Genomic DNA, 23,607 nt, shown 5'->3' on the forward strand with positions numbered 1-23,607 from the left:
CGAGGCTTCGAGGCGAATTGCCTCAATCCTCAACATAGGAAACAGCGCTGGCGGTCAAGTCACTTCGCGCTTGGCCGGAGAGTTACCGCGCGAGCGGTTTAGTCCAGTGGCCGATCTCCGACACCTGCCCACCGGTCCACCGTTGCTCGGTCGCCAGGGGCGACTACCGACCTCAGCGGACCTCCCGGCCTGCAGGGTCGTATCCAGCCTTGCCATCCCCGACGCGGCCTACTCAGGTGCGCTCGCGGTCCGCACAAGCACTTCTGGCGCACACGCACCCTGCTTCAGGTCGAGAAGCTGGAAGAAGCAATCGGTTGCGTCGCGATTTTCGAGGTACCTGCCGAGGTTGTGATGCGCCTTGGGGCTTTGGAAGCTGACCCCCTGAAGGCGCAGCTTCGACCATGGTCGCGACATGCGATCGGCGACGTAGGCAGGCGTCGAGCCGAGGCGCGTGTCCCCCCAGAAATCGGCAGGAAAGAACAATTTGCTGGTGGCAAAGTCCTTGGTGTGGATTCCCGAGATCACGTCCACCGGACGCGTGAGCAGCGCGTCAGCCTTGTCGTTGACGTGCCCATCCCCCACTGCAGCGGCGATGGCGCCGATCTTGATCGACTGCAACTTCGCGTTATCGAGCGGTGCCGGCTTCGGAAGGGGATCAAGTCCGACGTCATACTTTGGATCAACTACGGCGGATAGCGAAACGGCAGCACCGCGCGAGAAAGTCAGGAAGCGTACATTCACGCTCTTGTTGATGCCGTTCAGGATAGGCCGCAGGCCGACATGGCCTGCCAGATTCGAATTGAGCAAGGCTTTGCGCCAGAAGCTGACGCGAACCGCCCCAAGGGGGTCGGCATCAGATCCTTCCAGACCATCCCAAAAGACTTCTACAACCTTTGTCGTGGGAGGGAGCGGAGCAAGCGCCGAGATGAACTCGTCGTAGTGAGACCGTGCGTTGGCGTAGTTCTCGTTGAATCCGTGGACCAGGATCAGGAGGGTGTCGCCATCCGCAAGCCGGCTGTTCAGGTGGGCGGTCGCCTCCCGCTCGCGCCGCACTCTTTCTGCCTCGGTGTATGGGGTGTGTCCTTCGGAGTTCTTTACGAGATCCAGGCGGAATGCATACAACCCGACCGCCTCGCCAAACCGACTCAATTGCACCGTTGCCCACGGGATCTGGGACTCGTCCAGTGGGTAGATCCACCCTTGTTGGTCGAAGGCAAAGCGCGCCGTCACGCTCGGTTCCAGCTTCGCGTAATTGGCATCAGGACGCACATGCGTGCCGGCGCAGCCTGCCAGCAACCACAAAGGGATTGCGGCAAAGAACAATTTCCTCATTACGTACCCTCTATTTTGATAATGCGCGTCCGAACGCCTGCACGTCGATGGCCTCATCGGCGAGGTAGCTACTGTTGCCGGGGTGGCATGCGAAACGCAAAACGGAGACATGACGCCCCCTGGCATCCGATACCGCGCGAGAGGTTAGCGTGCCGTGGCGACGGCTGCTGCCGCCGGCAGCGTCGCGCTGAATTCGGGGGCTTCGCTGAGTGCCTTCTGCAGCTTGCTGAGCATGTTCTCACTGGCACGGTGGGCCGACAGCGCGAAGTTGCTCTTGAATTCCGAGAACTCCGCGTTGCCCTGGCCCGAAACCACCTGCTTGAACACGACCTTGCCGCTGAGGTCGGTCACGGTGCAGGTAAGGTTGATCGTAAAACGGGTCGGTGGCCAGGTGAGGGCGCTATCTGACGACGAATCGGTCGAGATTTCGGGCGTCAGGATATAGGCGAGTTGTGCCTTGTCGATTGCCGCACGGTCATCCGGTGCCTTGAGCTTGGTAGCATTGGCGAACACGTTGGACAAGGTGCTGTAGAGCGGCACCTCGAGGTCGCGGTATGGCAGGTAGCTAACCTTGTCGCCACCGCCGCCTGGCGTGGTGACTTCCTTGGCCAGTAGCGGGTCCGGGATGACGAAGCCGATGTTCTTGACGACCTTCTTCTGCGCGGGTGTGGCTGGCGCGGACTTGTCGGTCGCGATCTGAATCGGGTGGGCACAGCCAGCCAGCGCGATCAGCGCGGCAACAGCCGCGCAGCGGCCAGCAATCGTGAACCAGGCACGCATCGTATATCTCCTTGTTGTGTCCGTTATCGGCGTTACTTCAGGGCGTCGAGGAAGGCGGGGTCGGCGTAGAGCGTGGCGAGCAGTGCTTGCACCGTGTAGCCGTATTCGGTGACGGCTTTCGGAATTGCCACGGCTGCAGCGAACGACGATTCCCATTCGCGATGGACCGACTTGACCTGGTCGTAACGCACGGTCTCGCCCTTCTTGACGATGAAACGTGCCGAGACGTCACCAGAGGCAGTGACGATCGCGGGATCGATCTCGTTGCGCAGCAGCGTGCCGGAAATCACGACATCGGCGTTCGGCGACATTTTGCCGGCCATCGTCAACTCACGCGTCACGGCCTCCGAAAGGTACGCCGACCACGTGCTGCCATACGGTGACACCAGGCTGTTGGCCCGCAGCGGAATGGGGTGCTTTACGCCGGGCCCGCTCTCAGTGAACGTGCCGACGCGCGTGGGCGCCGCGCCGCTGTTTTTAAGCGTCTGGACGTTGTCGAGCGATGGAGGATAAGGTGGTGCAACGGCACTGCACCCGGACAGGATGAAGCCCAGCACGCCAAGTGCCAGGCTGCTTTTGATGCGACCCACGGCGAAGACCCTTCTTATAGTCGATGTTTTTCTAGTGTCACTGGTCACATTCATCGTGCCGTGATCATTGCCGGCTGCATACCCACGCCGACCTGAAAACATTCTGCCAAAGATGCGGCCCTTTGCGTCATGCCGTCAGTGCCACGCCCTCAGTTGTTGCGCCGGCTGGACACCCATCCATTGGGGGGTGTTATATGTAGCTGGGCGAACCACCGGGCATCTACTGCATATCGAGAGGGCGGCGGGCCAGTCAACGAGGGTGGAAAGCCGGCCTGACGTGGGGAACCGGTCAGCCTTGCGGCTGCCTCGCTTGGCCCGCCATGGGGGAACCATGCGATCACACAGGCGTTGCTTGCTGCAAATGCAACGCCCGTCCGCGTCAGACATCCGGGCTTTCCACACCCGATCATCGGTGGTCCGATGACGCCACCAGTATTTCCTGTGGCTACCGGGGAATCGATGAGAGATGTCGCATTTCCAGGGGCGCGCGAAGTTTGGATCCGGGCAGCGGATTGAGAAATCGCTGACTCTTGAAAATGCGCGTGCGGGCTGAGCCCTTTACCTCCGCAGCATCAGGCCCGCACCGGCGTCAGGGCAGCGCCAGGCACCAGCGCCGGGGCGCTTCCCAGTGCCTGGTGCACTATCCCCGCCACCATGTCCGCCGTTACCGCTGACAAGGTCCACCCCAGGTGTCCGTGGCCGGTGTTGTAGAAGATGCAGGCCGCTCGGCCGCGTCCCACGCGCGGCAGCATGTCGGGCATCATCGGCCGCAGCCCGGCCCACGGCACCACGCTGCGGGTGCTGACGCCGGGGAAGCACTGCTGCACCCAGTCCACCAGCGGGCGGATGCGGTCGGCGCGGATATCGCGGTTGGTGCCGTTGAACTCGGCGGTGCCGGCGACGCGGAAGCGGTCGTCGCCCAGGCGGCTGGTGACCAGCTTGGTTTCATCGTCTAGCAGGCTGACCGTCGGTGCCGCGGCGCGGCTGGCTTCATCGGTCAGGTTGACCGTGATCGAATAGCCCTTGACCGGATAGATGTTGACGCGGTCGCCCAGTCCCGCGGCCAGCGCGCGGCTGGCGGTGCCGGCGCAGATCACGGCGCCGTCGAAGGTGGAGCTGGCGGTGTCCGCGCCCTCTTGCACGGTAACGGTGGCATGCCGTCCGTCCGTCTTCACCGCGCGCACGTCCTGGCCGTACAGGCAGCGCACGCCCAGGCGGGCGATGGCGGCCGCCAGGCCACTGGTGAACTTGTGGATGTCGCCGGTTGAATCGCTTTCGGTGAAGTAGCCGCCGTAGTAGGAGCCCGCCAGCGTCGGTTCGATCGCGCGCATCTCCTGCGGCGTCACGGCGCGCCGCTCCAGGCCGCCTTGCGCCAGCAGCGCGGAGACCCGGCCGGCATGCTCGAAGCCGGCGCGGTCGCGGTAGATGTGGAGGATGCCGGCGCGCTTCAGGTCGAAGCCGATGCCTTCCTGCGCCGCCCATGCAAACAGGTGCGCGCGCGCGGCGATGGCCAGGCGTGCGGTCTCGATGGTATTGCGGCGGTAGTGGGGAATCGACGCGATGAACTCGGCGAACCACGACAGCTTGTGCCAAGTGGGACGGGGATTGACCAGCAGCGGCGCATCGTTGCGCAGCATCCACTTCATCCCCTTGACGATGGTGGACCAGTGGGTCCAGACCTCGGCGTTGGAGGCGGAGAGCTGTCCGCCGTTGGCGAACGAGGTCTCCATGGCGGCATAGCGGTGCCGTTCGAACAGGGTGACGGAGAATCCGCGCCGGGCCAGCGCGTAGGCGGTGGTGACACCGGTGATGCCACCGCCGATGACAGCGATTGTCTTCATGATCTGGAGGATCCGGGAACGTCGAAGGGTAGGAGTCCGCACGCAATATGCGTGAAGGACGCCCCCTCTGTTCTGGACCTGAGAGATTCACGACGCCTCGCCGCGGGGGGGGGCGGGCACGCTTGCTCCTTCGGTATGCCGGGCGGACGATAGCGTCCGGCATTCTTCAGAGTGCACTGACGGGTGATGCCGGTCCTTTTGCCTGAGAGTTTCCGGGGCGGTTGCTCCTTCGGCGCCGTGCGCGGCGGGCGCCGCGACAGTCTCTCCCTGCATCACGCTGGCTGGATGCCAGTCGGGGCAATGTAGTGACAAGGCCGAGCATTGGATATGCGGGTTAACACTGAGATTGCCGGCGGCCCGCGTCGCTATGTCGCATCGGCGCGGATCGCCCTCGCCCCATAAAATGTCAGCGCTCGCTATCGGCCAGGTACGGGAGGTGCGCCTGATGCTGCGCAGGACAGCGAGCCAGAAAGACGACAACAAGGTTTCCAGTGAAGAAAAATCGCATGGCATTGGCCGTTTGGGCGGTGCTGATGGGCCCCGCCGTGGCCGCCGCCGAGCCGCTGGAGGCGCCCGCGCCTCTGCAGGAGGTGGTGGTATCGGCCAGTCCGGAACGCGGCGACACGCCGGCGATCCCGCCCAACACGCCGTCGCCGGCCTACGGCATCCGCAGTACCCGCATGGCCGACTTCAACGTGGTCAATACGGAAGACGCGCTCAAGTACGCCCCCAATCTTGCCGTGCGCAAGCGCTTTATCGGCGATATGAATTCGATCATCTCGGTGCGCAGCACCAGTTCGCGCCAGTCGGCGCGCGGGCTGGTCTATGCCGACGGCCTGCTGCTGTCGAACCTGCTGGGTTCGGACTTCAGCTTTCCGCCGCGCTGGTCGCTGGTCAATGCCGCCGAGATCGAGCGCATGGATGTGCTGTACGGCCCGTATTCGGCGCTGTATCCCGGCAATTCGCTGGGCGCGACGGTGCTGATCACCACCCGCACGCCGGAGCAGTTCGAGGGCGATGCCAGCGTGCAGCTGTTCACGCAGCGTTTCGGCCTGTATGGCACCCATGACAACTTCAACGGCGTGCATGCCAACGCCTATGTCGGCGACCGCGCGGGCGCGTTCTCGTGGCTGGTCAGCGTGGACCGGCAGGACAGCAAGAGCCAGCCGCTGAGCTTCTATACCGCGTCGCGCTCGAGCCGGCCCGCGGGTGCGGCGGACACGCCGGTCTCGGGCGCCTACTTCGACCAGGACCAGAGCGGCCGCGACCGCGTGGTGATGGGCGTGAACAGCGAGGGCGTCACGCACACGGTGCAGGACCAGCTCAAGCTCAAGCTCGGCTACGACATCACCAGCACGCTGCAGGCCCAGTTCACCGCGGCCTACTGGCAGCAGGACCGCTCCAATGCCACCGGCAGCTACCTGCGCGATGCCGGCGGCAACGTGGTCTCGGCCGGCCCGGTGAATATCGGTGGCTACCAATACGTGATTCCAGCCAACGCCTTTGCGCCGGGCAACGGCGAGGACGCACGCTGGCTCTATGGGCTGTCGCTGCGCACGCGCAACCAGACCGGCTGGAACTTCTCCGGTGTGGCCTCGCTGTTCGATGTCAGCAAGGACGTGAGCCGCAGCGCCAGCACCGTCGGCAATGGCCCGGGCACGGTGACCTATGGCGACGGCACCGGCTGGCGCACGCTCGACCTGAAGGCCGACTACCGCCCGCAGCGCCTGCAAGGCGGACACTGGGTCACCTTCGGCTACCACTATGACAACTACCGGCTGAGCAACACCACCTACGACACCTCGGACTGGCGCGCGGCCACCATCACCGCCTTCAACAATGCCTTCACCGGCAAGACCGAGACCCAGGCGCTCTATGCGCAGGATGCCTGGTACTTTGCCGAGGACTGGAAGCTGATTCCCGGCGTGCGCTACGAGCACTGGCGCGCCTATGACGGCAGCCGCAGCCAGGCCGGCGTGGCGATCGGCTATCCGGTGCGCAGCGAATCCAACTGGTCACCCAAGCTGGCGCTGGAGAAGGCATTCGGGCAGGACTGGCTGGGCCGGCTGTCGTTGGGCCAGGCCTACCGCTACCCCACCGTCAGCGAGCTGTTCCAGGGCCGCATCACCGGCACGGCGCTGATCAACAACGACCCCAACCTGCGGCCGGAACGATCGTTCTCGAAGGACCTGACCTTCGAGCGCACGGTCGATGCCTCGAATTTCCGGGTCTCGCTGTACGAGGACGATATCCGCGATGCGCTGGTCAGCCAGACCAACACCACGGTATTCCCCACCGTCACCAGTTTCCAGAACGTGGACCGGGTGCGCACGCGCGGCATCGAGCTGGCCTATGACGGGCGCGACGTGCTGGTGCGCGGCTTCGACCTGTCGGCCAGCGGCGCCTACAACCATTCGAAGACGCTGGAGAACGCCAACAACCCGGCCTCGGTGGGCAAGTATTTTTACCGCATCCCGAAGTGGCGCGCCAACCTGGCGGGCACCTATCGCTTCACGCCGGCTTGGGCCGGCACGCTGGCGATGACCTATTCGGGCCGGCAGTACAATACGCTCGACAATTCGGATACCAACCCCGACACCTTCGGTGGCACCAGCACCTTCCTGACCTTCGACGTCAAGGTGACCTACAAGCCAGCGCGCAATGTGCGGCTCGGGGTTGGCATCGACAACCTCACCGACCAGCGCTATTACGTCTACCACCCGTATCCGGGCCGGACGTTCTACGCCGAGGCAAAACTTTCCTTCTGAGCCCGTGAACACGCTGACTCCTACCCTGCCCGGCGCCCGTCCCGCCATCCGCGTCATCCTTGCCGGGCTGGTCGCCTGCGCCGCGCTGGCGGCCGCTGGCGCGACCGCGCAGACGCACGGCAATCATGCCGGCCATGGTGGCCAGGCCAGGACTGCGAAAACGAGCGAGCTAGGCACCGGCGCCGCCTTCGACCGCGATGGCAAGCTGTGGATTGCCTACAAGGACGGCCAGTATGTCGCGGTGCGGTCATCGACCGACTACGGCCGCAGCTTCGGCCCGGCGCGGCATGTCAATGGCGCGCCTGAGGCCGTCGCCGCCGATCATGAAAGCCGCCCCAAGGTGGCCACCGGCCGCGATGGCGAGATCTACGTCACGTGGACCCAGCCGCTGCCCACGCCGTGGACCGGGTTTATCCGCTTTGCGCGTTCCGCCGACGGCGGCAAGACCTTTGCCGAACCGCTGACCGTGCATGCCAACCGCGACCAGATCGCGCACCGCTTCGACGCCATCGCGGTGGACCCGGCCGGGCGCGTCTTTGTCAGCTGGATCGACAAGCGCGACGTGGCCGCCGCCGAGGCGCGCAAGCAGCCGTATGCCGGCGCCGCGATCTACTATGCCGTATCGGCCGACCACGGCAAGACCTTCCAGGGCGACTACAAGATCGCCGACCAGTCGTGCGAATGCTGCCGCATCGCGCTGTCGCCCACGCCGGATGGCCGCATGCTGGCGCTGTGGCGCCATGTGTTTCCGCCCAACGCGCGCGACCACGCTTTGGCGCTGCTTGGCGCCGACGGCAAGGCCACGCCGATGCAGCGCGCCACCTTCGACGACTGGCGCATCGACGCGTGCCCGCACCACGGTCCTGGGGCTTCGGTGGCACCTGACGGCACCGTGCACATGGTCTGGTTCAGCGTGCGCGCCGGCAAGCCGACGGTGTCGGTGGGGCGCTGGCGCGACGGCAAGCTGCAGGCGCAACGCCCGCTGGAGGATGCGCGCGCGCAGCATGCCGATATCGTAGCGCTGAACGACGACGACATCGCGGTGGTGTGGAAATCGTTCGACGGCCAGCAGACGCGGCTCTCCGCCATGCTGTCGCACGACGGCGGCAAGTCGTGGCAGACGCGCAGGCTTGCCGGTACCGAGCGCGATTCCGACCAGCCGCACCTGCTGCAGCACGCCGGGCGCGCCTACGTGCTATGGCGCACGGAGGCCGAGGGCTTCCAGGTCTTCGCGCTCGCGCAGGAGGGCGCATGATGCGATCGCGCCGCCAACTGCTCGCCGCCGCCGCCGCCACCATCGCCGCACTGGGGTTGCTATCCGGCACCGCCCATGCCGCCGGCCAGGCCGCCGACCGCGTCGCGGTGTTCGATTCTGCCAACGCCGCGCGCATTGCCGCCGGCCAGCGCGGCAAGCCCTTCGTGCTGGTGGTGTGGTCGCTGGATTGCGTCTATTGCAAGCGCAACTTCGACGCGCTTGGCAAGCTGCGTGCGAAGCATCCGGACCTGCGCGTCGTCACGCTGGCGACGGACAATGCCGAGTCCCTGCCGCAGGTGCGGCAGGTGCTGGCCCGCGTCAGTCTCACGCGCAATGCGTGGGTGTTCGGGTCCGAGCCGCAGGAGCGGCTGCGCTATGCGGTCGACCCGGAGTGGATGGGCGAGATGCCGCGCACCTACTTCTATCGCGCCGATGGCCAGCGGCAGGGCGTGTCCGGCGTGATCAGCGCAGGCGACTGGGCCCGCCATCTAAGCTGGGCCGGCATCGCGGGCTGAAACTCGCGCGGCGCCAGCCCGGCGCCGCGCTTCACCCCATCACTCAGGACAGTTCCTTCGGCAGCTTGCCGCCGTTGGCGGCCAGCTCCTGCATCAGGCGCTTGTGCAGCCAGACGTTCATCGCCGCGGAATCGTTCATGTCGCCGCTGTAGTGCAGCTCGCGCGCGAGTTCCTTGCGGTGTTCCAGGCTGCTGTCGATCCCGAGCGCCTTCATCGTATCGACGATGGATGTGCGCCAGTTCAGCGTCTGTCCGCTGTCCTGCACCATCCGGTCCATGATGGCCTCGACATCGACGCCCGACAGCGGCGTGGCTTGGGTCCCGGCCGGCGTAGCCGTCGCGCCCTGGACGTTGCCGCCCGCGGGCGCGGTGCCGGTACCCGGGGCTGGCGCGGTGCCGGCCGGCGCGCCCCCGGAAGCCGGCGAACCGGCGGCGGGTGGGGTGGTGCTCGCGGTGGTGGTGGCTGCGGGCTTGTGCTTGCCCAGCAGCTTGTTGAGGATGTCCTTGAAGATGCTCATGGCGGGCTCCTGCCAGGTGGACTAGGGGAGCAAGCCCTTGCAGGTTCCGGACCACCGTGGCGGCGCGTTGCTGTGGTGTGGTTGAGTCACATTGTTTGTAAATGATGCGTGTAGAGAGACCGGCTTGCGCGTCGAGGCGTGCTGATGCGAGCCTTGACCCTAAGCCATGGGGCGAGCCGATACGGTCAGTCCGGCTTGATCCCGGCGCGCGCAATGATCGGCTTCCAGCGCTGCTGCTCCTGCGCGATGAAGCGTGAGAATTCCGCCGGCGTGCCGCCGACCACGATGGCCGCGTCCGCGCTCAGGCGCTCGACCGAGCTCTGGCTCTTTACCGCCTTGATGGTGGCGTCGGCCAGCTTGTCGGCGGCCGCCTGCGGCAGCGATGCCGGCGCCAGCAGGCCGTACCACTGCGTCATCTCGAAGCCGGGATAGCCTTGTTCCGCCACCGTGGGCACATCCGGCAGCTGGGCAATGCGCTGGGTCGTGCCGGTGGCGATGCAGCGCACCTTGCCGGCCTTGATGAACTGCAGGATCGCGGGCGCGCCGACCGCGGCGGCGTCCAGCCGGCCGGACAGCAGATCAGTGATCTGCGGGCCGCTGCCGCGGTACGGCACGTGCGTAATGAAGGTGCCGCTGGCGGCCTTCAGGTATTCGAAGGCGAGGTGGCCGGCACTGCCGTTGCCGGCTGAACCATAGTTGAGCTTGCCGGGCTTGCTCTTGGCGAGCGCGACGAATTCCTTCAGGTTCTTCGCGGGCACGTCGGGATGGACCACATACAGGCTCGGCACCTTGGACAGCAGCGAGATCGCGCGGAAGTCCTTGACCGGGTCGTACGGCAGCTTCGGGAAGATAAAGGGATTGACCGCCAGCGTGCCGATATGGCCGAGGATCACGGTGTGGTTGTCGTCGGCGCGCGCGACTTCGCCCATCGCGATATTGCCGGCGGCGCCGGGCTTGTTCTCGACGAACACCGACACGCCGAGCAGCTTGGTCAGCTCCGCGGCGGTCGAGCGCGCAACGATCTCCGAACTGCCGCCCGGCGCGAACGGCACCACCAGCCGGACCGGCTTGGCCGGCCAGGCCTGGGCGCGGGCGAGCGTGGGCGCCAGCGCGCACGCGCCGAGCGCGACGCCGGCCTTGAGCAGTTGGCGGCGAAAGGGATTGGCTGCAGTCATGCTTGTCTCCTGGAATTGCGGTAGCCAGGCCGTGGCGTGGCAGTGGCGAGGGTATTGAAGCGGGGTATTGAAGCGTTACTCGGGCTTGATGTTGCCGTCGCGGATGACCTTGGCCCATAGCCGCGCCTGCCCGTCGATGAACTGGCGCGCTTGCGCCGGGGGCGCCGCCACCACTTCGCCGCCGAGCTCGGCCACGCGTTGCCGGATCTGCGCGCTGGTCATGACCTTCTGCAGCGCATCGGCAAGCCTGGTGGCGATCGGCTCGGGGGTCGCGGCCGGAACGAAGGCGGCGTTCCACTCATAGACCTCGTAGCTGGCCACGCCGGCTTCCTGCATGGTCGGCACGTCGGGCAGCGCCTGCGTGCGCGCGCGGCTGGTCACCGCCAGCGGCTTTAGCTTGCCGGCCTGGATGTGCTGCAGGCTCGAGGCCACGTTGGCAAAGAACAGCGGCACCTGTCCGGCGATGACGTCGGTCATGGCCGGGCCGCCGCCCTTGTAGGGCACGTGCAGCAGGTCGACGCCCGCGCGCTGCTCGAACAGCACGCCGGCCAGATGCTGCGCCGAGCCGTTGCCCGACGAGGCAAAGGCCACCGAGCCCGGCTTCTGCCTGGCCATGGCCACGACATCGCTGACCTTGCCCGCCGGAAAGCTGGCAGTGGCCACCAGCACGTTGGGATAGCGCGCCAGCACGCCGACCGGCCGGAACGCCTTGTCCGGATCGTAGGGCAGGCGCGGATAGAGGCTGGGGTTCACCGCATACGACGAGGCATCGACCATCAGGGTGTAGCCATCCGGCGCCGCCTTGGCGACATAGGCGGCGCCGATCTGCCCGCCGGCGCCGGGCCGGTTCTCGACCACCACGGTCTGCCCCAGCTCGCGCCCGAGAGCCGGGGCGATCAGCCGTGCCATCAGGTCCGCGCCGCCACCCGGCGGGTACGTCACCACGATGGTGATGGGCCGGGCGGGCCAGGCCGAGGCGGGGTCGGCGGCCTGCGCCGGCGTGGTCATGGCGAGCACGGCCGTGGCCGTGGCGGCGAGCGCGTGGCGTGGGTGCATGGGTCGGTCTCCTTGGTGACGGTCCGTCAGCGGACGTCGGCGGTATAGCGGAAGGCGAAGGCGTCGCCGCGCGTCAGCCGGTATTCGATGCAATCGCCGGCCAGGTCGAAGGCGTGGCGGGTCACGACCGCGCACGGATGCGCATCGGGCAGCGCCAGCAATCCGGCCTCGTCGGCCGCCAGCGTGCGGAAGGTCACCTCGTCGAGCGCGCGATGGACGGTGACGCCGCAGGCGCTGCCCAGCAGCGGGTAGAGCAGGTCGCCCCACTGCGCCGGCGGCAACTGCCGCAGGGCTTCGCAGCGCGGCAGCGGCAGCCAGATCGATTCCAGCAGCCGCGGCGTATCGTCCAGCCAGCGGCGGCGCGAGATCGCCAGCCCGCGCGCGCCGCTGGCCAGCCCGAAGCGGGTGGCCATGGCCTGGTCCAGCCGGACCGTGCGGCACGACAGGATTTCAGAGCGCGGCACGACGGGCGCGCCATCGGACCCGCCGAAGCGGAAAAACCGCATCAGGCTGGCGCCGCTCAGTCCCTTGCGCACAAAGGTGCCCTTGCCCTGCACGCGCTCCAGCAAGCCCTGCTGGACCAGCACGGCAATGGCCTGGCGGATGGTGCCCAGCGCAATGCCGAATTCCCTGGCCAGCGCGCCCTCGGCCGGGATCGCGCTGCCCGGCGTCCAGGCGCCGGCAACGATCCTGGCCTGCAGTGCCGCCGCGATCTGGCCGTAGCGGCTCAGGCCCGCGGCGGAGGGAGTGGTGGGGTGCAGCGCGTTGTCTGGCATGCCGAAGCCGTGCTAAATTGATTGCCGATGTCCTCTAGAGGACTAGAATACTGACGCGGGTCCGGACGCCATATCCGGATATACCCGCCCCACGGAGGGCTGATGATGAGCAGGCGCGCTTTGCCGCTGGTGGATACCCACTTCCACGTCTTCGATCACGGCGGTGCCACGCCTTCGGCGCGCTACCGGCCGGCTTATGCCGCCGGCCTGGACGACTGGCGGGCAACGCTGGGCGGCCAGGGAGACCTGTATGGGGTGGTGGTGCAAACCAGTTTCCTGGGTACCGACAACTCAGCGCTGCTGGCCGCCCTGCGGGCCCGGCCCGAGCGCCTGCGCGGCGTGGCGGTGGTCGACCCGTCGGTGACGGACATGCAACTGGAAACGCTGCAGCTCGCGGGCGTGCGCGGGATCCGCCTCAACCTGTACGGCGATCCGGACTGGCAGCGCATTGCCAGCGCGCCCTGGCGCGCGCTGTTCCGCCGGATCGACGCGCTCGGCTGGCATGTCGAGCTCCATACCCACAACGGCGACGGCGGCATGGTGCTGGCCCGGCTCGACGCGGCCCTTGGCGATGCCGGCACGCCGGTGGTGCTGGATCACTTCGGCCGCCCCGGTACCGCGGGCCTTGCCGATGCGGTCTTCGAGGTCGCCACGGCCGTGCGCGCGTGCCGCCCGGTGTGGGTGAAGCTGAGCGCGCCCTACCGGCTGCCAGCGCCGCACCACTGGCCCGCGCTGGCCCGGGCATGGCGCGAGATCGTTGGCGCTGAGCGGCTGCTGTGGGGCAGCGACTGGCCCTGGACCAACCACGAGGCGCCGGTCCGGCTGGATGAATGCCGCACTCTGGCCGCCTGGCAAGCGCGGGATGATGCGGCCTTGTCCGAGGCGCTGCGATGGCGCAACGCCGCGGCGCTGTACGGGTTTGCGCTGGAAGTGCCAGAGGCGTAAGGGCGCCGGGGCTGGAGCCCCGGCTACCTGCAACCGCGCTATTTGCGGGCCTTGCCGCGCGTGCTTTTCCTGGCGGCGGCGCGGGCCGCTTCCTTCTGCGCCGCTGCCGCGGCGCCGAGCTGCTCCAGCCACGCCATGCCCTCGACATACGACAGGAAATGCCGCAGGTATTCCGGCGAGGTCTCGCGCATCAGCGATAGCGCGCGATGCACCAGATGGTCGGTATTGAGCGGCCCGGCGTTCTCCGGCACGCGTTCCAGCGACTGGCGGAACTGCTGCTCGACGCTGACCCGGGCCCAGGTTTCGCGGAAGTAGTCGGCAAGGGTGTCGACCAGCGGCGCGTGCGCGGCCTGCGCCGGTGCCGGCGACAACGGGCGGGCCTCGTTCGGAGCCGCCGCGATGGCGGGCCTGGCGCGCGCGGCGAGGTCGTGGACCAGTGCGCCCAGGGCGCTCACGGCTGGCGTCGGCGCCGGCCCGGACGGGCCCATGGTCGCGCCGACCTTATCGGCGTTGCCCCGCACGATGGCGGCATAGGCGGCGACCAGTTCTTGCAGGCGCGCTTCCAGCACCGACCGTGCCGCGCCGCCCTGTGCGGCCGCGCGGCCGGCGAGTGCCTGCATCAGGCGGAAGCGCACCGGATCGATGCGGTCGGCGTCGCCGGCCTGCCAGGCCTCGAGTCGTGCGCGGGCGTCGGCCGCCGCGTCGAGCTCAGCCATGCGCTTTCACCGTGCCGGTGGTCACGCGCGGCACCGGCGAGATCTCCACGCGCCGGTTCTTGGCGCGGCCCGCGGCATCGGCATTCGGGGTCACGGGCTGTTGCGAGCCGAACGCGGCCGAGAACACCGACGAGGGCGGGATGCCCGCATCGATCAGCGTACGGGTCACGGTCAGCGCGCGCTGCGCCGACAGTTCCCAGTTGTCGGCAAAGCGCCGGTTGCCCTCGCGCACCTGCTGGTCGTCGGTAAAGCCGCTGACCATCAGGATCTCGTCGCGGCTGCGCAGGTAGGCCGACAGCGGCTGGGCCAGGCTCCTGAGCAGGTCGCGGCCCTCGGGCTGCAGCTCGGCCGAATTCAGCGCGAACAGCACGCTGCCGCTGATGCCGATGCGTCCGTTCACCAGCGTCACGCGGCCGGCGGCGAGCGGCCCGGCCAGCGCCTTTTCCAGCGTCTCGCGCCGCTGGGCTTCTTCCTGCCGCTGCCTGACCTCGGCTTCGAGCCGTGCCGACAGCTCCATCTGCACGCCGATGACCCCCAGCAGCACCAGCACGAAGGCGCCCAGCAGCACCGACATCAGGTCGCCGAAGACCGCCCAGGCCGGCACCGTGGGCTCAACGCCGGCGTCGAGTTCTTCTCTCATGCCGCCTCTGCGCTGGGCGCCGGCCGGCCTGCTGCGCGCTGCTGCAGGTCTTCCAGGATCTGCTTCTGCGACAGCATGCTCAGGTCGACCACTTCGCGCGCCTGCGCCACGTAGTAGGCCAGTTGCTCGTCGCTGCGCGTCATCGACTTGTCCAGCGCGGCCTCGATGCGCTGCAGGTGATCGATCAGCTTGCCGTTCGATTCGCTGAACAGCTGCACCGCCACGCCGAAGGCTTCGCCCAGGCTGGCCACCTCGACCGCGCTGCCGGTGAGCTGCGCGGCGATCTCGGTGAGCTTGCCGGTCTCGGACTCGACCTTGTCGGTAAAGCGGGTGCCGACGCGCTCGAGCAGGTCGGCGGTGGTGGCGACCAGCGTGTCGACCGCGGTGCGCTGTTCGGTAGAGGCATGGTTGACGGCGTCAAGCAGCGTGCCCAGCGTTTCCATCATGCGGCTGCGTTCTTCCAGCATGGCGTGGTCGCGCGCCATGCCCTCGGTCAGCTTCTCGCGCAGTTCCGCGATGACTTCGGCGGCGGCCCGCGGCGCTTCGCTCGCCGCCTGCAGCAGGCGCGAGACTTCGGCGACCGTGCCGGTGGCCTGGGCCTCGGCCTGCGCCGCCATGTCGCGCGCGGTAACGGCCAGCGTTTCGCAGATCTGCTGCTGGCGGGCGGTGGCGTGCGTGCTGGCCTGTTCCCATTCCTGGCGCAGCGACGCCGCCATGCCGTTCAGGGTTTCGGTCCAGGCCGCCAGGCGTTGCGCGTCCTGCGCCACCAGTTCCGCCTGCAGGGCGGTGGCCGCCTTCGGTGCCTCGGCCGCGGCCTGGACCAGGCGGTCGATCTCGGCAAGGGTGGTGCTGGCGTGCGCCTGCGTTTCGGTCGAAATCGCGCGCGCGGTCTGGGCCAGGGCTTCGCAGACTTCCTGCTGGCGCTCGGCTGCGTGCGTGCTCGACTGCTCCCACTGCTGGCGCAGCGTCGCGGCGATGCTGGCGAGGGTCTCGGTCCAGCCGGCGAAGCGGGCCTCATCGCGCTCTGCCAGTTCCGCCTGCAGCGCGACCGCGGCCTTCGGCGCTTCGGCGGCGGCCTGCACCAGGCGGTCGATCTCCGCCAGCGTGCGGCTGGCATGCGCCTGCGTCTGCGCGGAGATCTCTTGCACGTTCTGCGCCAGCGTCGCGCTGATTTCGTCCTGGCGCGCGACCGTGTGCGCGTTCAGCTGCTGCCATTCGTGGCGCAGCGTTGCCGTGATGCTGCCAAGCGTATCGGCCCATGTGGCAAAGCGCGCTTCATCGCGCGACGCCAGTTCGGCCTGCAGCGCCACGGCGGCCTTCGGCGCTTCGGCAGCGGCCTGCACCAGGCGGTCGATTTCGGCCAGCGTGCTGCTGGCATGCGCCTGCGTCTGCGCCGAGACCTCGCGTACGTTCTGCGCCAGGGTGGCGCTGATTTCGTCGTGGCGGCTGACGGTATGCGCGTTCAGTTGTTCCAGCTGCTGGCGCAGCGTGGCCGTCATGCCGCCGAGCGTGTCGGCCCAGGCCGACAGGCGCTGCGCGTCCTGCGCGGCCAGTTGCGCCTGCAGGCCGGCATGGGATGCGTCCACGGTGCGCACCAGCGCCGCGGCGTGTTCGCCGAACGCGGCCGCGGCGGCGGCCAGCGCTTGCTGGTTGTCGCCGGCCAGCTTTTCGCCGGCCTGCCGCTGTTGCGACAGCGCCTCGCGCCAGGCGTCGGCGGTGCTGGCCGCGACGGAGCCGAAGCGGCTGGCGACGCCGTCCAGCAGGCTCGCCGAGCGTTGTTCGAAGGTCTGGCTGAAGCCATCGAGCGAAGTGCGCAGGTCCGCCGCCAGCGCCTCGCTGGTGCGCTGATGGCCGGCGAGCGCCTGGTTCCAGGTATCGGCGACACCGGCCGTGGCGCTCTCGAACCGGCCCGAAACGCCGTCCAGATGCTGTTGCACCGCCTGCGTGACGGTGCCGCGCAGGGCCGTGGTTTCGCGCGCCAGGCCGGCCATGGTCGCGTCCACCGCGGGCTGGATCGCGGCACCCGCGGCGCGGGCGCTGTCGGCAATGCTGTCCTTCAGCGATTGCTCCACCGATGACGCCAGGCGGGCATAGACGGTTTCGGTGTTGGCGTGGAACGCGGCCTGGCTGGCCGCCAGTCGTTCCGCCAGGGCCTCGTTCTGCTGTGCCATGGCCTGCATCATGGCCTGCATCTGCTCGGCCAGCGCCGGCATCACGTCGGCCTGGCGTTGCAGCAGCCGCAGGGCTTGGTCGCGCTGGTGGCCGCGCGAGTAGCTGCGCAGCGCGGTGGCAATGCGCGCATCGAGCGCCTGCGCGGCCTGGATACGCTCGCGCCGGCACAGTGCGGACAGCAGCCCCAGCATGGCCGAGGTGGCCACGCCCGCGACCGAGGTGCCGAAGGCAAAGCCCAGCCCCTTGACCGGCGCCGCCAGCGAAGCGCGGATCGCCTGCAGGTCGGTGGCGCCTTCGAGCGCGATGCCGGTGCCGCGCAGGGTGGCGACCATGCCGAGGAACGTGCCGAGCATGCCCAGCAGCACCAGCAGCCCGACCAGGTACGGCGTCAGCGCGGGGCCGGGCAGCCCGACGCGCTCGCCTTCGACGCGCAGCCGCACGCTGTCGCGCAGGCTCGGGTGCAGGCGTTCCAGCCAGCCGCCGAAGCTGGCCGGCGCTTCGGCCAGGTCCGCCAGCGCCTGTGCCAGCGTGGCGGTGGCCTGCCGGTAGCGCTGCAGTTCCAGCGCGCCGGCGATGTAGAAGCCGCCGATCAGCAGGGTGACGACCAGCGCGAGGAAGTTGGTGCCGGCATAGCCCGCGCCAATCCAGCAGACAACCGCCAGGCCCGCGAGGAACGCAACAATATGGGTGAGGTATCGGGTCATGATGTCCGGGTTAGCTGTCTTGCAGCGCCGCCAGCAAGCCTTCGACGGGCTGCCAGCGGATCTCGAGTTCGGCGAGCAGTACGCTCTGCATATCCTTGCGAAACACGCCCAGCCAGGTGCCAGGGCGGATCGCCGCGGGTTGTCCGGCTGCCTGCGCAGGGTGCTCCAGCGCGGCGGCCGCGGCCTGGCGCAGGCGCTGGAAATGCGGTTCCAGCAGGTTCGGCACAGCGCCCAGCAGGCTTTGCTCGCGCGTGCCGAGCACGCGCTCCATCACCGCGTCGACCATGGCCAGCTTGGCCAGGGCGGGCGAGCGGGCCGACAGCGCCGCGCGCAGCGCGGCGCGCAGGCTGCCGATGGTGCTTTCCATGGTCTGCTGCAGCGTCAGGTAGCGCTGGCGCTGGACCGCGTAGTCGACCTGCGCATCGACCGGGTCGGGCAACGCCGACGGGCGCGGCGGCCCGCGCCGCCGGCCCGCTGGCGCGGCGTCCTCGGCAATGGCGTCGGCCAGCCGGGCGCGCACGCGCGCGCATTCCTGCGCTTCGGTGCCGCCTGCGGCACTTGCCGCGATGGCGGGCGCATTTTTCAGCGCCGCCGACAACGCGATCGCATCCGCCCAGCCAAGCCATTGGCTCAGCTGGCTGGAAAGCGAGCTTGCAGGGGCGGGGGCATCGGCGTCAGCCAGGCGGGCCAGCAGGCGGACCAGCGTCGGTCCGCTGAAGCCCGTGCGCCGGGGCACTTGTAACATTCCGCGGGATTCGAAAAATCCAGCAGTTTACACGTCCCGGCTGTGGCGCGGCCGGCAGGGCTGGTGGATGATGGCGGAGATCCCGTCCCGACCCATCCCCGCCCCATCCCGATACCGGAGCCAAGCCATGAAACTCGTCGGCATGCTCGACTCTCCCTATGTCCGCCGCACGGCGATCTCGCTGCGCCTGCTCGGCCTGCCGTTCACGCATGAGTCCGTGTCCGTCTTTCGGGAGGTCGAGCGCTTCCGCGCCGTCAATCCCGTGGTCAAGGCTCCCTCGCTGGTGTGCGATAACGGCGTCGTGCTGATGGATTCCACGCTCATCATCGACTATGCCGAGTCGCTCGCGGGCCGCAGCCTGATGCCGGCCGAGACTGCGTCGCGGCAGACCGCGCTGCGCATCGTCGGGCTGGCGCTGGCCGCCTGCGAGAAGGTGGTGCAGAACTTCTACGAGCGCAGCCAGCGTCCGGCCGGCAAGCTGCACCAGCCGTGGCTGGACCGCGTCGATGCCCAGCGCGCGAGCGCCTTTGCGCTGCTGGAAGCCGAGTTTGCCGCGCGCCCGGTCCCCGCCCGCGAAGCGGAGGTCGGCCAGCCCGAACTGACCGCCGCGGTGGCATGGACCTTCACGCAATTCATGCTTCCCGGTGCCGTCGATCCGGCGTCGCATCCGGCGCTGGCGGCGCTGACCGCCGCGCTGGAGCGGCTGCCGGCATTCGAGGCATGGCCCTGCGCATAGGCAGCCGAGCGCGCCACGAGGGTGCCGGCGGATCCGGGCCTCGAACCGCGGCCTAAGCCTCCGTCACCTCGCAAAACCGCAGCCGGTTCCCGAACGGATCGGCCACCTGCAGCATCCGGCCCCAGCCCACATCTTCGACACCGGGCCTGGCATACGGATAGTTCCTGGCGGACAGCTCCCGCTGCAGTGCATCGATATCCATCACCGGCACGAATACGGTCGAGCCCGGCGTGGCGTCGCCATGGTGCTCGCTCAGGTGCAGTGTCAGGCCGCCGCGCCTTACCTGCGCGTACAGCGGCAACCCGTCTTCCAAGCGATGCTCCCACTCGAGTGTGAAGCCGAGGAAATCCAGGTAGAACTCTTTGGCCTTGTCGACCGAGAAGATGCGGAGGATGGGGATGCCGGCGGACAGGTCCATGGTGTTCGGTTCGGGGTGGCGCTGGAATCCCGGATGATAGCGCTGCCGCCGGCTTGCCGCGCGACGCCGCATAATCAATCGCGGCAATCTTCGTTGGCCTTGCCCGGTCCCGCGACTAAGCTGTCGCTCCGACTTGCATCCTGGAGCACCGCCATGACCCCCACCCACAATGCCCGTCGCCGCCGGCTTCTGGCTGGAGCGGCTGCGGCCGCCGCCGCTGCGCTGCCTGGTGTCGGCCGCGGACAAGGGCTGGCCGCGCTGCGCATCGGCTACCAGAAGTCCTCCACGCTGATGATCCTGCTGAAATCGCGGCAGACGCTGGAACAAGCCCTGGCGCCCGGGGGCGTGGCGGTGCAATGGTATGAATTCACCTCGGGCTTGCCGCTGCTGGAAGCGCTGAACCTCGGCAATATCGACCTGAGTGCCGACGTGGCCGATGCGGTGCCCCCGTTCGCGCTGGCCGCAGGCGCGGCGCTCACGTATTACGCGACCGAGACCCCGTCGCCGCAGGCGCAGGCGATTGTGGTGCGAGCCGATTCGCCGATCCGCGAGGTGGCCCAGCTCAAGGGCCAGCGCGTGGCGTTTGCCAAGGGTGCCGGCGCGCACTACCTGGTGCTCGAAGCGCTGGCGCGCGCGGGACTGTCGATCCGCGATATCGAACCGGCCTACCTGACCCCGGCCGATGCGCGCGCGGCGTTCGAGCGCGGCAGCGTGGCGGCGTGGGTGATCTGGGACCCGTTCCTGGCCGCGGTGCAGCGCCAGTCCAATGCGCGCGTGCTGCGCGACGGCGAAGGGCTGTCCAGCTATCGCCGCTTTTACCTGGCAGCGACGCCGTTCGCGCGCGCGCATGCGCAGGTATTGGAGGTCGTGTTCGACGCGCTGCGCGACGCGGGCGACTGGGTCAAGCGCAATCCCGCCGAGGCCGCGCGCTGGCACGCGCCGCTGATCGGCCTGGATGCCGCCACGGTCGAGGCCGCGAACGCGCGACGCAGTTATGCGGTACGCACCGTCGACGCGGCCGCGCTGGCCGAGCAGCAGCGCATTGCCGATGCCTTCGCCGCGCAGGGCATCCTGCCGCGCAAGGTAGTGGTGTCGGCCTCGCCGGTCTGGCGCAAGGCGTAAGGCGCGGCGCACCAGCGCAGCGCGCCATGCGCTGCGTGGCTGTGGTGGCGCTGCCGTCGATCAAGGCCCAGCGCGAAGAGGCGTTCCAGGAGGGATAACAGGGGGAAGCGGGGGCAAGGCAGTCTCGCAACAACGAGAATGACGGGCTGTTTCGTTCCTTGCGGACAAAACAGCCCTGGCCTTGCGCGGGTAATGCCTGGGAGGTCCCGCGCCCGTGCGGGCAGATCGTCAGATCACGCCCATCGCCGGATCGCTGACCGTATCCTCGCCGGTCTCCATGCGGCCGGCAAAGCGCCGCGCGAACGCGTGGCTGGCCTCGCACGTCACGACGAAGTCGTACCAGTTGCCGCTTTCGGCCACCGGCCATTCCAGCGTTTCCACCTTGCCCCGCTTGACCCGCTGCGTCCACGGGCCGTCGTCGCGATAGGCCCGCGCCTTGACGGTGAAGGTCACGTCGGCATCGCTGTCGTTATGCAGCTTGACCTGTATCGTCGGCTTCTTGCAGGGGTTGTAGCAGACCTGGATTTCGGTGGAGGTGGTGGCCGTCTCGTTGACGTCGCCGGTGAAGGCGCGGTGATAGCCGTTGGGCCCGAGCACCCACAGGTCATACTTGCCGCCATCGGCATTGACGTCCCACGCATCGTCCAGCGCCTTGCCGGCCTCGACCACGTAGCGGCGCGGAATGCGGTCCAGGTGCAGCTTGTCGTAGACGTGGAACACCGCGCCGGCCTGGTGCGCGCTGCCGTTGGCGAACAGCAGGCGCACGGTGCGGGCGGCGGCATCGACGCGCGCGCTGGTATGCAGTTCATACGGCAGCTTGCGCGACGGGCGCGAGCCGGTGGCCTGCGCCGGCAGCGCGGGCGTGGCCGGCACCGGGATGGCGGGCTGCGCCTGCTGCCACGCGGTCAGGCTGGTGGCGTCGGCACGCGTGGTGCGCCCCGCCAACACGGGCAGCGTCTCGGTGTTGGGCGTGGCGAAGTTGAAGGCGCTGGTGAGGTCGCCGCAGACGGCGCGGCGGTAGGCGCTGATCTGCGGCTCCATCACGCCGAAGCGCGCTTCCAGGAAGCGCAGCATCGAGGTGTGGTCGAACACCTCGGAGTTGACCCAGCCGCCGCGGCTCCACGGCGACACCACCCACAGCGGCACGCGCGGCCCCGGCCCGAACGGCTTGCCATCCTGCGGCGGCTGCTTGGGCGTGGCGGGCGGGAAGTTGAAGTACTCGTAGGCCATCTGCGCCTCGTCGAGGGTCGACTTGCCGGCCAGCGTGCCGTCCGGGTTGCGCGACGGCGCGGTCGGCGGCGGGCTGTGGTCGAAGAAGCCGTCGTTCTCGTCGAAGTTGATCAGCAGCACGGTCTTGCTCCAGACCTCGGGCGATGCCGTCAGCGCATCGAGGATGGCCTGCACGTACCAGCCGCCCTTGGCCGGGCTGGACGGGCCGGGGTGCTCGCTGAACTCCGCCGGCGGGATGATCCACGACACCTCGGGCAGGCGGCCGTTCTGCACGTCGTCGCGCAGCGACTGCAGGAAACCGCCGTCTGACATGGTGTTGCAGAAGCCCTTGGCGAACGGGCTGTACTGGTCGTCGATGTCCGGGTTGTAGGGCGGGTTGACGCCGGTGCCGGCGGTGTTGGACAGCTTGCGCCCCTCGGGCATCTTTTCCATCCCGGCGCGCCAGTGGCGGAAGCTCATCATCTGGTTGCAGCCGTAGTTGTCCGGCACGTTCTGGTAGACCTTCCAGCTCACGCCGGCGCCCTGCAGGCGGTCGGCGTAGGTCTTCCAGGTCCAGCCTTCGGTGGACGGGCCGACGTCGGCACCGGCGTTGAATTCATTGATCATCACCGCGACGTTGTCGCCGGTGGGGCCGTTGCTGCCGGTCCAGTAGAACAGGCGGTTGGGGATGGTGCCGGTGTGCATCGCGCAGTGGTACGCGTCGCACAGCGTGAAGGCGTCGGCCAGCGCGCGCTGGAACGGGATCTCGGCGTTGTCGTAGTAGCCCATCGACAGCGCCTTCTTGGCCACCGGCCAGCGGTCCATGCGGCCGTGGTCCCACGCGGCCTGCGCATCGGGCCAGGTGTGCGGCGTGCCGCCGGCGCGCTGCGCGTTGCCCTGGCTCTCGTCGAGGTGGTAGGGGGTCAGCGTATTGCCGTTGGCATCGGTCTGGTAGAACGCGTTCTTGCCGTTCGGCAGCGGGATCGCGAAGCGGTCGCCGTAGCCGCGCACGCCCTTGAAGGTGCCGAAGTAGTTGTCGAACGAGCGGTTTTCCAGCATCACCATCACGACGTGCTTGACGTCCTGGATGGTGCCGGTGGCGTTGTTGGCCTCGATCGCCAGGGCGCGGCGGATGCTGGGCGGAAAGCTGGCCAGCGCCGCGGCGGCGGCGCCGGCGCCGAGGCTGGTCTTGAGGAACTGTCGCTTGGACGGATTGAAGGTCATGGCGTGGCTTGGGTCGGTCTGTCGCTGGTTCGGAAAGCGGCCCCGGATCACGGGGCGCAACGCGTGGCGCAGGTGTCGGGCTTGCCGGTGTGCCCGGGCTTGGCGCTCGCGTCCGGCGCGTTGCCCTGGGCAGTGGGCTGCAGGGTGCCGCCGCCCGCGCCGGGCGAGTCGTCGCCGCCGCAGGCGGCAAGCATCAATGCCAGGGTGAGGGTGCCGGCCGCCAGCCATGGCCGGGCGGAATGCGACAGCAAGGTGGGTCTCATTGGTGCAGGGCCTTTTCTTCTGGTTGAGGGAGAGAACGATGGCCGCGCCCGTTGCGCCGACAGACGGCTGCACGCATCGGACTTCCGCCGCGGCGGATGACAAGCGTG

Annotated in this window: 21 protein-coding genes and 2 riboswitches; of the genes, 6 read left to right on the forward strand and 15 right to left on the reverse strand. The window is 68.4% G+C overall.

All coding sequences use genetic code 11. The annotated features are described in order from the left end of the window. Positions 1-228: 228 nt before the first annotated feature. From CBM2586_RS18740 to CBM2586_RS18755, 4 genes are all read right to left on the reverse strand, one after another. Positions 229-1,332, reverse strand: coding sequence for a hypothetical protein (locus CBM2586_RS18740; protein ID WP_115689131.1), 1,104 nt, complete (start codon positions 1,330-1,332; stop codon positions 229-231). Positions 1,333-1,476: 144 nt separating this feature from the next. Further along, positions 1,477-2,112, reverse strand: a complete 636-nt coding sequence (locus CBM2586_RS18745) for a hypothetical protein (RefSeq protein WP_115689133.1) — start codon at positions 2,110-2,112, stop codon at positions 1,477-1,479. 32 nt (positions 2,113-2,144) lie between these two features. Then, positions 2,145-2,702, reverse strand: a complete 558-nt coding sequence (locus tag CBM2586_RS18750; RefSeq protein WP_240987967.1) for a hypothetical protein — start codon at positions 2,700-2,702, stop codon at positions 2,145-2,147. 572 nt (positions 2,703-3,274) lie between these two features. After that, complete coding sequence (locus tag CBM2586_RS18755; RefSeq protein ID WP_115689137.1) at positions 3,275-4,543, reverse strand: D-amino acid dehydrogenase; 1,269 nt, start codon at positions 4,541-4,543, stop codon at positions 3,275-3,277. A gap of 57 nt (positions 4,544-4,600) precedes the next feature. After that, positions 4,601-4,723: riboswitch (glycine riboswitch) on the reverse strand. After that, a riboswitch (glycine riboswitch) is annotated at positions 4,724-4,822 on the reverse strand. It lies immediately after the preceding riboswitch. Positions 4,823-5,049: 227 nt separating this feature from the next. Here CBM2586_RS18755 and CBM2586_RS18760 point away from each other — a divergent pair. From CBM2586_RS18760 to CBM2586_RS18770, 3 genes are read left to right on the forward strand one after another with little or no spacing between them, the layout of a single operon-like run. Further along, positions 5,050-7,311 carry a TonB-dependent receptor gene (locus CBM2586_RS18760; protein ID WP_231942629.1) on the forward strand — a complete coding sequence of 754 codons (2,262 nt, stop codon included), beginning with the start codon at positions 5,050-5,052 and terminating at the stop codon, positions 7,309-7,311. A 4-nt stretch (positions 7,312-7,315) separates the two neighbouring features. Continuing rightward, on the forward strand, positions 7,316-8,566 hold the full coding sequence (locus CBM2586_RS18765; protein ID WP_240987968.1) for a sialidase family protein: 1,251 nt from the start codon (positions 7,316-7,318) through the stop codon (positions 8,564-8,566). Beyond that, positions 8,563-9,081, forward strand: a complete 519-nt coding sequence (locus tag CBM2586_RS18770) for a TlpA family protein disulfide reductase (RefSeq protein ID WP_115689139.1) — start codon at positions 8,563-8,565, stop codon at positions 9,079-9,081. Before CBM2586_RS18765 ends, CBM2586_RS18770 begins: the two co-directional genes overlap by 4 nt. A gap of 43 nt (positions 9,082-9,124) precedes the next feature. On the opposite strand, the gene CBM2586_RS18775 is transcribed toward CBM2586_RS18770, so the two are convergent. The 4 genes from CBM2586_RS18775 to CBM2586_RS18790 all read right to left on the reverse strand — a co-directional run bounded on the left by CBM2586_RS18775 (position 9,125) and on the right by CBM2586_RS18790 (position 12,605). Further along, positions 9,125-9,598, reverse strand: a complete 474-nt coding sequence (locus CBM2586_RS18775; protein WP_115689141.1) for a DUF3597 domain-containing protein — start codon at positions 9,596-9,598, stop codon at positions 9,125-9,127. Between the two features lie 185 nt (positions 9,599-9,783). Then, positions 9,784-10,773 (reverse strand): Bug family tripartite tricarboxylate transporter substrate binding protein, encoded by a 990-nt coding sequence (locus tag CBM2586_RS18780; protein ID WP_115689143.1) that lies wholly within the window; start codon positions 10,771-10,773, stop codon positions 9,784-9,786. Positions 10,774-10,848: 75 nt separating this feature from the next. After that, positions 10,849-11,829 carry a tripartite tricarboxylate transporter substrate binding protein gene (locus CBM2586_RS18785; protein ID WP_115665471.1) on the reverse strand — a complete coding sequence of 327 codons (981 nt, stop codon included), beginning with the start codon at positions 11,827-11,829 and terminating at the stop codon, positions 10,849-10,851. Between the two features lie 26 nt (positions 11,830-11,855). Beyond that, positions 11,856-12,605, reverse strand: a complete 750-nt coding sequence (locus tag CBM2586_RS18790; protein WP_115665470.1) for a GntR family transcriptional regulator — start codon at positions 12,603-12,605, stop codon at positions 11,856-11,858. Positions 12,606-12,707: 102 nt separating this feature from the next. Between CBM2586_RS18790 and CBM2586_RS18795 the strand changes: the two genes are divergently transcribed. Then, complete coding sequence (locus CBM2586_RS18795; protein WP_231942627.1) at positions 12,708-13,550, forward strand: amidohydrolase family protein; 843 nt, start codon at positions 12,708-12,710, stop codon at positions 13,548-13,550. A gap of 38 nt (positions 13,551-13,588) precedes the next feature. Here the strand turns inward: CBM2586_RS18795 and CBM2586_RS18800 are convergent, their stop codons facing one another. The 4 genes from CBM2586_RS18800 to CBM2586_RS18815 are packed head-to-tail and all read right to left on the reverse strand — an operon-like array spanning position 13,589 to position 18,527. Beyond that, entirely contained in the window at positions 13,589-14,266 is a 678-nt protein-coding gene (locus CBM2586_RS18800; RefSeq protein WP_115689145.1) for a DUF2894 domain-containing protein, read from the reverse strand. Beyond that, positions 14,259-14,906, reverse strand: coding sequence for an OmpA family protein (locus tag CBM2586_RS18805; RefSeq protein ID WP_115665468.1), 648 nt, complete (start codon positions 14,904-14,906; stop codon positions 14,259-14,261). The genes CBM2586_RS18800 and CBM2586_RS18805 overlap by 8 nt, the downstream gene beginning before the upstream one ends. Next, positions 14,903-17,782, reverse strand: coding sequence for a DUF802 domain-containing protein (locus CBM2586_RS18810; RefSeq protein WP_115689147.1), 2,880 nt, complete (start codon positions 17,780-17,782; stop codon positions 14,903-14,905). Before CBM2586_RS18810 ends, CBM2586_RS18805 begins: the two co-directional genes overlap by 4 nt. A 10-nt stretch (positions 17,783-17,792) precedes the next feature. Beyond that, positions 17,793-18,527 (reverse strand): DUF3348 domain-containing protein, encoded by a 735-nt coding sequence (locus CBM2586_RS18815; protein ID WP_115665466.1) that lies wholly within the window; start codon positions 18,525-18,527, stop codon positions 17,793-17,795. A 127-nt stretch (positions 18,528-18,654) separates the two neighbouring features. On the opposite strand from CBM2586_RS18815, the gene CBM2586_RS18820 reads away from it, so the two are divergent. Further along, positions 18,655-19,263, forward strand: coding sequence for a glutathione S-transferase family protein (locus tag CBM2586_RS18820; protein ID WP_115665465.1), 609 nt, complete (start codon positions 18,655-18,657; stop codon positions 19,261-19,263). A gap of 52 nt (positions 19,264-19,315) precedes the next feature. On the opposite strand, the gene CBM2586_RS18825 is transcribed toward CBM2586_RS18820, so the two are convergent. Beyond that, the gene (locus CBM2586_RS18825; RefSeq protein ID WP_115691371.1) at positions 19,316-19,681 is read right to left on the reverse strand and encodes a glyoxalase superfamily protein; all 366 of its coding nucleotides are present in this window, start codon (positions 19,679-19,681) and stop codon (positions 19,316-19,318) included. Between the two features lie 153 nt (positions 19,682-19,834). Here CBM2586_RS18825 and CBM2586_RS18830 point away from each other — a divergent pair, with 153 nt between their 5' ends. Further along, a complete protein-coding gene (locus CBM2586_RS18830; RefSeq protein WP_115665463.1) occupies positions 19,835-20,803 on the forward strand; it encodes an aliphatic sulfonate ABC transporter substrate-binding protein in 969 nt (322 codons plus the stop codon). A 228-nt stretch (positions 20,804-21,031) separates the two neighbouring features. On the opposite strand, the gene CBM2586_RS18835 is transcribed toward CBM2586_RS18830, so the two are convergent. Together CBM2586_RS18835 and CBM2586_RS18840 are read right to left on the reverse strand one after the other, a co-directional pair. Then, positions 21,032-23,236 (reverse strand): phosphocholine-specific phospholipase C, encoded by a 2,205-nt coding sequence (locus tag CBM2586_RS18835; RefSeq protein ID WP_115689149.1) that lies wholly within the window; start codon positions 23,234-23,236, stop codon positions 21,032-21,034. Between the two features lie 47 nt (positions 23,237-23,283). Then, the gene (locus tag CBM2586_RS18840) at positions 23,284-23,487 is read right to left on the reverse strand and encodes a hypothetical protein (RefSeq protein WP_115665461.1); all 204 of its coding nucleotides are present in this window, start codon (positions 23,485-23,487) and stop codon (positions 23,284-23,286) included. Positions 23,488-23,607: the final 120 nt, after the last annotated feature.

The organism is Cupriavidus taiwanensis (assembly GCF_900250115.1).
Classification (GTDB): domain Bacteria; phylum Pseudomonadota; class Gammaproteobacteria; order Burkholderiales; family Burkholderiaceae; genus Cupriavidus; species Cupriavidus taiwanensis_B.